Here is a 7,695-nt window from a genome sequence, read left to right as displayed (position 1 = left end):
ATAAATTCTAGTCAATTTTCTCAATCATTAGTTCGGATGTACTAAATAGATTCGTTTCTTTGGGGTGTGACAGTTCTGGGTGCGGAATGTGGGTTGTACTAATTTCCCGCGCGTCTAGGCGATAAACCAATACAGTTTAGATCAGCCTGCTTTTTCGTCACTATTCCCTTGCCTTCACAGAGGAATTTTCTTAACTGAACCACATTGAGCCAATTGCGTAGGCGCAGCCCGTCGTAGACATCGCTATTGCGGTCAATATACAGTCAAAGCAATTCCCTTGACCAATTTCAGGAAATGGTCAAGGGAATCCCGTTATCTTTGGGTTTTAAATTGAGAATAAATGGCACAGCTTTTAATACCCAATGGGACACGGGTGTATAATTAGCAGCTTCTTCTCCAAAGCTAATAGAAAGCATATCTGTATGAATAATCCCTGGATTAAGGGGTATAGCTGCCATACCACTTGGCAATTCTTGTGCCAAAGAACGAGTTAATCCTTCTATTGCCCACTTGGAAGCGCAATATGGGGCAACTTGGGCTGAAGTCGAACGTCCCCAGCCTGAACTAAAGTTAACAATAATACCCCGTTTCTTTTTCACCATTGCTGGTACGAAATGGCGAATTATATTCGCTACTCCTTTGATATTGATATCTATTAGATCCGAAAATTCTTCAGATGGTATTTCCCACAAAGGTGCTGGATAATTCGTAATTGCTGCATTATTAATCACTATATCTGGCGGTTCATATTTGTTCAATACGTCTAGTGCCCATTTTTTTACAAGCTGTTCATTTGCTACATTTACAGATGTGAAATCGTTGGTAGCACTAAACTTTTGGCGTATTTTATCGATTGCATCTGATGAACGGGCGCAACCAATAACAGTATGTCCCTGTTGAATAAAACCTTCGGTCATCGCATAACCTAGACCTTTACTTATGCCTGTAATTAAGATGAGCTTACTCATATATTTCTGGTATTATTAGATTTCAGTTTTTTTCGGGTCGGTTTCGTGGAGGTAAGGTTCGTCCATCATAAAACTGAATAACTAACTTACTTAGTCCGAGCCATGCTAGTGCAAAAATTAAGGGAGCTAGAGTTTCAATCACAACTACTACAACTGATGTTGTCTGAAAAAATAAAAAAAGCATTGGAGTCCAAGCCAAAGTAAGTACTGTTGCAACTCCACTCCCAAATCTCAATCGCTCAATAATAGAAAGCGCCGAGCTACAACTGGCACATTTTTCCGTATGAGAATGATACCTCTCCAGAAGCACGGACTTTGCCAATGGGGGAGAAAAAGTCTCTTTGCCAAATGGTTCAGCGTTATATTGGTTTACCCACTGACGCAATTCAAATACAAAACTATCTGCTTTGGTTGGAAGGTAAAAGGCTTTAGTAAAGTTAGGGCTACCTCCTTTAGCTTCAAGATACCTTTCTTGATAGTGGAGAAAAATTTGATCGTCTTCTAAAACACCATTTTGTCCAATGTGGTAATACCAACGCGGTCTGAGCTTAATAAACCAACCTGGAAGTTTATCAGGAAACTTAAAAGGAAAACGTGCAAATACACGACATTCTCCTTTACGTATGGGTGTTGCATAAACAACAGTTAAAATTCTGCCGCGCTGGGAGTTGATGTCATGCCACATTAAACTTGGAGCGACGAAGGTTGTAGACAACTCTCCTGATTGCCCTGGTTTCAAACCTTGTTTCCAAATCCCTTTGAATCCATGTTTCCCAGATTCAATCACTTCAAGTTCCAAAGGTGCTGCATTTGCCCTATTTCCTACCGTTTTATGATGTGTAAACGATATGTGGCTAGGGTCTAGTATATTTTCTAATAGTGTTAATGCATCATAAGGTACATCTCTAAATGTATTAATTACAACCCATCCTTCGGGAGATTCTTCTAATGGTTCAATTATTGGGACTTCGGTTTTGGCAGCATTTTCATATTCCCAAAAGTATACAAACAGTAGTCCTTGCTTTTCAATAATTGGTAATGATGCCACACAAGCTCGTTTTGATGTCTCTGCTGTTCCACCTTTGACTTGTTGAGGAATCCTTTGACAATTTCCATCTCCAGAAAAAGCCCAACCGTGATAGGGACATTCCAAAAGCCCATCCTCACTAATCCTGCCTTCAGACAACGGTGCTAAACGGTGAGGACACTGGTCTTCAAAGCTTCTCCAAGATTGGGCAAGTCTATCCCACCAAATTACAATATCTCTTCCCAGCACTGTAAAAGGCGTTGGTTTTGATTTGTCTAAGTCTTCCAGATAATGGATGGGATACCATGTTTCTTTACAGTCAAAACTATTCGGCTCGCTGCCGCCCCCAGGCTGTTTTGAGTGAATACTATCTCTGACGTTAACTTCTTTCTCAAGCATTTTTGATGTTTATTAACTTTTTTTGCCCACTTGAAGATTTATTTTAGCTAGTATGAACATTAGCTGTATATTTATTAGAATTTTTGTGCCTTGTAGGGTCAACTAACCGATATGATTGGTCAGATTGACTCGTTGGAGGAAACGGAGATTTTTTATTGTAATGATTATGCTGTTAGCAAAAAAGATTTATTTGATATGAAACGCTTTCATATTGCTCTTGCCGTAAATGATCTTCAAGCATCGATTGCTGATTACAGTTAGAGGCTGATGTTTAACCCCACTGTAGTTGTCCCTGGAAAGTATGCAATGTGGCGAACTGATTTGCTCAATTTTTCGATTAATCAAATGCCAGAACGCGCTGGGGAACTACGACACATCGGTTTTGAAGATGAAGCGGTGCAAGGATTTTCTAGCACACACGATATCAACGGCATTGAATGGGAACTTTTTTCACCTCAAGCGCAAGACAAAAAAATTGTAGAAACCTATGGATCGCTATTTTAGTCTGCCAAGGCATCTGTGAGAGAGGTTAAGGTCATTGAATCTGTGGCATCCCAGTGGTTGCTTGGTGTTCTTTCAATCTTCGTTGACAGATCATCCACCAATTGCTCTAGATACTCAGGTAGCGAATTTTGTAGCATCAGAGGCGTATAAAGTTTACGGCAGCTACTTACGCTTTTGACGTTTGACTGCATAACCATAGGGTACAGGCCAGTTCGGTGTTTCATCCAAGCTACACTGAGCATGAATAGACCAGTATGGGTCGCGCAACAATTCTCGACCGATGAAAACTAAATCTGCACAGCCACGAGTAATGATTTGATTGGCATACTCAGCATTATTTATTAATCCTACAGCCGCTGTATTGATTTGAGCTGATTGCTTGATTTTGGCAGCAAAAGGTACTTGATAACCTTTCTCTACAGGAATTTTCGCTTGAGGCACTAACCCGCCTGTAGAAACATCGATCAAATCAACACCTAATACTTTTAGTTCACGAGATAGAATCACTGATTGCTCAATATCCCAACCGCCTTCTACCCAATCAGTAGCAGAGATGCGAACAGAAAGTGGCATACCTTGAGGCAAAATATTTCGTACCCGTCTTGTCACCTCTAGCAATAGACGTATTCTATTTTCTAACGAACCTCCGTAAATGTCTGTTCGCTGATTACTGAGCGGTGAAAGAAAAGAATGCAATAGATAACCATGAGCCGCGTGGATTTCGATAACTTGAAAACCAGCTTGCAGCGCACGCTCTGCTGCTTGCACAAATGCGATAATGGTTTCTTCAATACCACGCTCATCAAGGGACATGGGAACAGGACTATTTGCATCAAACCCAATTGAGCTTGGTGCAACTATAGTCCAAGCCCCTTGTTCAGGTGTTAAAGGTGAACCGCCTAGCCAGGGAACATTACTACTTGCCTTTCGGCCAGCATGAGCCAACTGAATGCCCATAACCGCTCCTTGTTGACGAACAAAGCGCACAATACGTCCTAATGGTTCAATCTGAGCATCATCCCAAAGACCGAGATCGCCAGGTGTAATTCGCCCAATGGATGTTACTGCTGTTGCTTCTACCATAATTAAACCAACACCGCCAGCCGCCCTGCTCCCCAAGTGAACAAAGTGCCAATCATTTGCTATTCCATTCTCTGCGGAATATTGACACATTGGTGACATTGCCACACGATTTGGCAAGATTAAATCTCGAATTTTTAGTGGACTAAATAAGTCTAATTCAGGTATATCCTGATCGTGTAAGCAACCTGATTGACTTCCATAAGACTGTAGGGAGTCTAATCCCTCATAGGCTACGGATGATAAATTTGTTAAATTCTCTGTAGACATCTATTTGTTAATTCCTCTAGACTTTAAGTTAACAATTAATTTTCGGTGTATACTGCCAAAAGCAATTCATTTTAAGCACTAGTTGGCTCTGCATAACCTTGAATATTTTCCGGCTCAAAAGAGCGTAAGATACCCGTAGCACGTCGGATTAACTCTTCAGTTCCTTTAACCACTATTAAATACTTGCCTGCATTTAAACGATTGCGATATGGCAAAGCATCACCACTACCTACGGTAAGACCAACTCCACCACCTACTAGATAAGCCCCTAAAACACCAGAAGCTGCTCCTAAAATTCCGCCAATAATATGGCTGCCAGTATCACCGAGCGCAAAGATTTCAATACCAGTTAGATAATTAAAGGCATAACCAGCGATAAACCCAAAAGGTACTAACCAGTATAATAATCGCTTTGCTCCTTTACGAGCTTGTTGATTCGGGTCAATCAGATTGTAATCATCAGCACTTTTATAACCATTGCCCAAAATATCTACTTGGTTTGGAGATAAACCATCATTTGTTAAGGCAGAATAAGCGGCTTCTGCTTTTAACTTGTCTGGTAAAACTGCAATGAGGTAATTCATAGAACAAAATCCCACTAGATTATTTTCAAAAGTTTTATCAACAATAGCCCATTTTAGAATTACTCGTTATTTCGGCTAATTTACTATTATTTTTTCATCGAGCTAAATATAAAAATTAATTTGATATTTGAAACCTGATACCAAATCTATGTGAGCCTGCATAGAAAAATTACCTTGTCTGGCATAGAGGTGACGTTTGTTTTATTCTGTGCAACTTCATAGAGAATTGGTATGAGCAACCTAAATTGCACATATTAACTAGGACACCAAACCCTAGTCTTTAAAACATCTTTCTAAAGAGCCACTTACAATAAATACTTTTAATTCTTTAGAAATAACTATTTATGTTGATTTTTAACCTTCAGATAGAAGTTATTCTTAAATAAACGTCTATGATTATGCTCAGTTTTTAAACTGAACTGCAAAAGTCACAATCTTATTCTTACTTCAGAGATACGCATCTCAGTTAAAGTTTTCCTACCCTAAAAGGGTAAAATTTTGGCTTGGACAATGGGAAAGTTTACTGTTAGTGACTATTTATTGCTTCGTCTGGAGCAAATTGGCATCAAGCATATCTTTGGCGTTGCTGGAGACTACAATATGGAATTTCTCGACTATATTGTTAAGCACAATGGCATCGAGTTAATTCCTACTTGCAACGAACTGAATGCATCCTATGCTGCCGATGGTTATGGTCGGATTAATGGTGTTGCGGCATTAGTAACTACCTTTGGTGTTGGTGAACTCAGTGCTATTAATGGTGTGGCTGGCGCTTATGCTGAACACGTTCCGGTTGTAGCGATTACTGGTGCTCCTGCAACTAAAATTCAAGCTCTTGGTTCACTTGTCCATCATACGTTTGGTACTGGTGATTTTTCAATATTTGCCCGAATGTATCAACAGGTAACGGTGGCTCAAGCATATTTAACAACCGAAAATGCAACAACGGAAATTGACAGAGTTTTAGGTATCTGTTTGCTGAAGAAATTACCTGTTTATATTTCCATAGCTATGGATGTTGCTCTGGCTGAGGTGTCTGCACCGTCTGAAAACTTTATACCCCCTGTATTTCAGAGCGATCGCGCTACAGTTGCAGAAATAGTTGATGTCTGTGTAAACATACTGAAAAAAGCTTCCCAACCTGTGATTCTTGCTGATATTGGTGTAGCTCGTTATCACTTGCATGAACAATTGCGAGAACTGCTAACAGCTACCGGATACCCTTATGCCACGATGAACATGGGAAAAGGATTGCTAGAAGAAACCCACCCCCAATTCATCGGCATATATAATGGTGCTGCCAGTGAGGAATCTGTCAGAAAACGTATTGAGCAGGCTGATTGTGTTTTAACTATTGGTGCTTTGATGACTGATTTCAACACAGGCAAGTTTTCTGCCAAACTTGACCCCAGCCAAACTATTGAAGTGCATGGGGATTATGTAAAAGTTAAACATGCTTTGTACAACAATGTCGCTATGGCAGATGTGCTTTCTGCTTTAAGCCAACGTTTGCAGCGCCGCGATCCTCAAACGCTTAACTTCAAATCAGCAACAGAAAATTTAGATGCTGGTTTTATAACACCTATCGTTGGCGGCTCTTCGGCACCAATTACGCAGCAGTATTTTTGGCATAGATTTGCTCATTTTCTCCAAGAAGATGACATTATCGTTGCTGAGACTGGAACTTGTTTGTTTGGCGCTTCTATCGTTCCTTTACCAAAAGCAGCTACTTTCGTTGGGCAAGTACTTTGGGGATCGATTGGCTACTCTGTTGGTTCATTACTTGGTTGTGCCATCGCCGCATCACAACGTCGCTCTATCCTACTAGTTGGTGATGGATCTTTCCAAATGACTGCACAAGAACTTTCAACCATCTTACGGTATAATTTAAAACCGATTATATTTTTGATCAACAATGATGGATATACTATAGAGCGTGATATTCACGGTGAACGTATGCCATATAACGACATTCAACCTTGGAATTATCATCAGCTCCCTGAGGTTTTCGCTGGCAATGCCTGGGCAATTAAAGTTAGTACCGAATCCCAGTTAGACAAAGCATTACAAACAGCTCAACAAAATCGCGATCAACTTGTTTTTATTGAGGTTGTAATGGATAAAATGGACAGCCCAGAGGTTCTGTTGAAGATGTTGCAGCAATAAAGCAACATACTGCCTCATCAACTTACATCATACATCTCATGTTAAAGGCATCTCAATCTGACCATTCCGCTATCGGAGTCTCCAGTTTGGATTTTGGGGCAGTATCTCGTTTTGCAAAGTTTGTATTGGCGCTGTTAAAGCTAGCGGATCTAAACGAACATTATTATCAAGTAGCCAGACATAATCACATTCAAGTCAGAAATGTTGAATGTTAAGAAAAATTAAATAAAAATAGCCCAAAATATGGTCTTTTTGGGCGAATAATTAAAATAATGTCAAAAAAGTTTTTAGTTCACAATACAACTTTGGCAAAGACTCTAAACATTAGCTAAAGCTGCTCCAGGGATTAATTCTACCTTCACCCAACCTGGTTGTCGTCGGTCAAATGCCTTATATGCATCAATAACTGACATTAGCGGCTCGACTTGTGTTAAGACTTTTGTGGGGTCTACTGTGCCATTACGAACCAAATCCACCAACGTAGGAATATATTTGCGATGATTACAATTGCCCATGTTGATTGTGAGATTTTTGTTCATTGCTGTGCCGATGGGAAAGAAATTATGGGTGGGGGGATAAACTCCAATAATCGAGAGGGTACCCAGGGCAAACGCATCTTATTTACTAATAAAAACTAAGGGAGATTTCAAAATGACATAGATAAGTGTAAAAATTGATAAAATGATAAATAAAATAA

Annotated in this window: 8 protein-coding genes; 2 read left to right on the top strand and 6 right to left on the bottom strand. The window is 39.9% G+C overall.

Annotated features, from left to right (window positions below; translation table 11 throughout):
• Nucleotides 1–287 precede the first annotated feature (287 nt).
• Both V7L31_RS32380 and V7L31_RS32375 read right to left on the bottom strand, forming a co-directional pair.
• Complete coding sequence (locus V7L31_RS32380; protein ID WP_334700029.1) at nt 288–968, bottom strand: SDR family oxidoreductase; 681 nt, start codon at nt 966–968, stop codon at nt 288–290.
• Between the two features lie 22 nt (nt 969–990).
• A complete protein-coding gene (locus tag V7L31_RS32375; RefSeq protein ID WP_334700028.1) occupies nt 991–2,394 on the bottom strand; it encodes an aromatic ring-hydroxylating dioxygenase subunit alpha in 1,404 nt (467 codons plus the stop codon).
• Between the two features lie 267 nt (nt 2,395–2,661).
• Between V7L31_RS32375 and V7L31_RS32370 the strand changes: the two genes are divergently transcribed.
• A complete protein-coding gene (locus V7L31_RS32370) occupies nt 2,662–2,898 on the top strand; it encodes a hypothetical protein (protein ID WP_334700027.1) in 237 nt (78 codons plus the stop codon).
• Here V7L31_RS32370 and V7L31_RS32365 read toward each other — a convergent pair.
• The 3 genes from V7L31_RS32365 to V7L31_RS32355 form a co-directional block, all read right to left on the bottom strand.
• A complete protein-coding gene (locus V7L31_RS32365; protein ID WP_334700026.1) occupies nt 2,895–3,035 on the bottom strand; it encodes a hypothetical protein in 141 nt (46 codons plus the stop codon). The genes V7L31_RS32370 and V7L31_RS32365 overlap by 4 nt on opposite strands.
• Before the next feature lie 25 nt (nt 3,036–3,060).
• Nucleotides 3,061–4,248 carry an NADH:flavin oxidoreductase/NADH oxidase gene (locus tag V7L31_RS32360; protein WP_334700025.1) on the bottom strand — a complete coding sequence of 396 codons (1,188 nt, stop codon included), beginning with the start codon at nt 4,246–4,248 and terminating at the stop codon, nt 3,061–3,063.
• A 71-nt stretch (nt 4,249–4,319) separates the two neighbouring features.
• A complete protein-coding gene (locus tag V7L31_RS32355) occupies nt 4,320–4,832 on the bottom strand; it encodes a hypothetical protein (protein ID WP_334700024.1) in 513 nt (170 codons plus the stop codon).
• 498 nt (nt 4,833–5,330) lie between these two features.
• On the opposite strand from V7L31_RS32355, the gene V7L31_RS32350 reads away from it, so the two are divergent.
• Nucleotides 5,331–6,998: an alpha-keto acid decarboxylase family protein gene (locus V7L31_RS32350; RefSeq protein WP_334700023.1), complete on the top strand. Its 1,668-nt coding sequence runs from the start codon at nt 5,331–5,333 to the stop codon at nt 6,996–6,998.
• Between the two features lie 317 nt (nt 6,999–7,315).
• On the opposite strand, the gene V7L31_RS32345 is transcribed toward V7L31_RS32350, so the two are convergent.
• Nucleotides 7,316–7,537: a hypothetical protein gene (locus V7L31_RS32345; RefSeq protein WP_334700022.1), complete on the bottom strand. Its 222-nt coding sequence runs from the start codon at nt 7,535–7,537 to the stop codon at nt 7,316–7,318.
• Between the last annotated feature and the right edge of the window lie 158 nt (nt 7,538–7,695).

This window comes from Nostoc sp., from assembly GCF_036916655.1.
Classification (GTDB): Bacteria; Cyanobacteriota; Cyanobacteriia; order Cyanobacteriales; family Nostocaceae; genus Nostoc.
This window is presented reverse-complemented; position numbering and strand designations above follow the sequence as displayed.

Coding starts and splice junctions, on each gene's coding strand:
- V7L31_RS32365 (WP_334700026.1), bottom strand. CDS start 3,035: ATGCTACAAAATTCGCTACCTGAGTATCTAGAGCAATTGGTGGATGAT.
- V7L31_RS32375 (WP_334700028.1), bottom strand. CDS start 2,394: ATGCTTGAGAAAGAAGTTAACGTCAGAGATAGTATTCACTCAAAACAG.
- V7L31_RS32360 (WP_334700025.1), bottom strand. CDS start 4,248: ATGTCTACAGAGAATTTAACAAATTTATCATCCGTAGCCTATGAGGGA.
- V7L31_RS32380 (WP_334700029.1), bottom strand. CDS start 968: ATGAGTAAGCTCATCTTAATTACAGGCATAAGTAAAGGTCTAGGTTAT.
- V7L31_RS32345 (WP_334700022.1), bottom strand. CDS start 7,537: ATGAACAAAAATCTCACAATCAACATGGGCAATTGTAATCATCGCAAA.
- V7L31_RS32370 (WP_334700027.1), top strand. CDS start 2,662: ATGTTTAACCCCACTGTAGTTGTCCCTGGAAAGTATGCAATGTGGCGA.
- V7L31_RS32355 (WP_334700024.1), bottom strand. CDS start 4,832: ATGAATTACCTCATTGCAGTTTTACCAGACAAGTTAAAAGCAGAAGCC.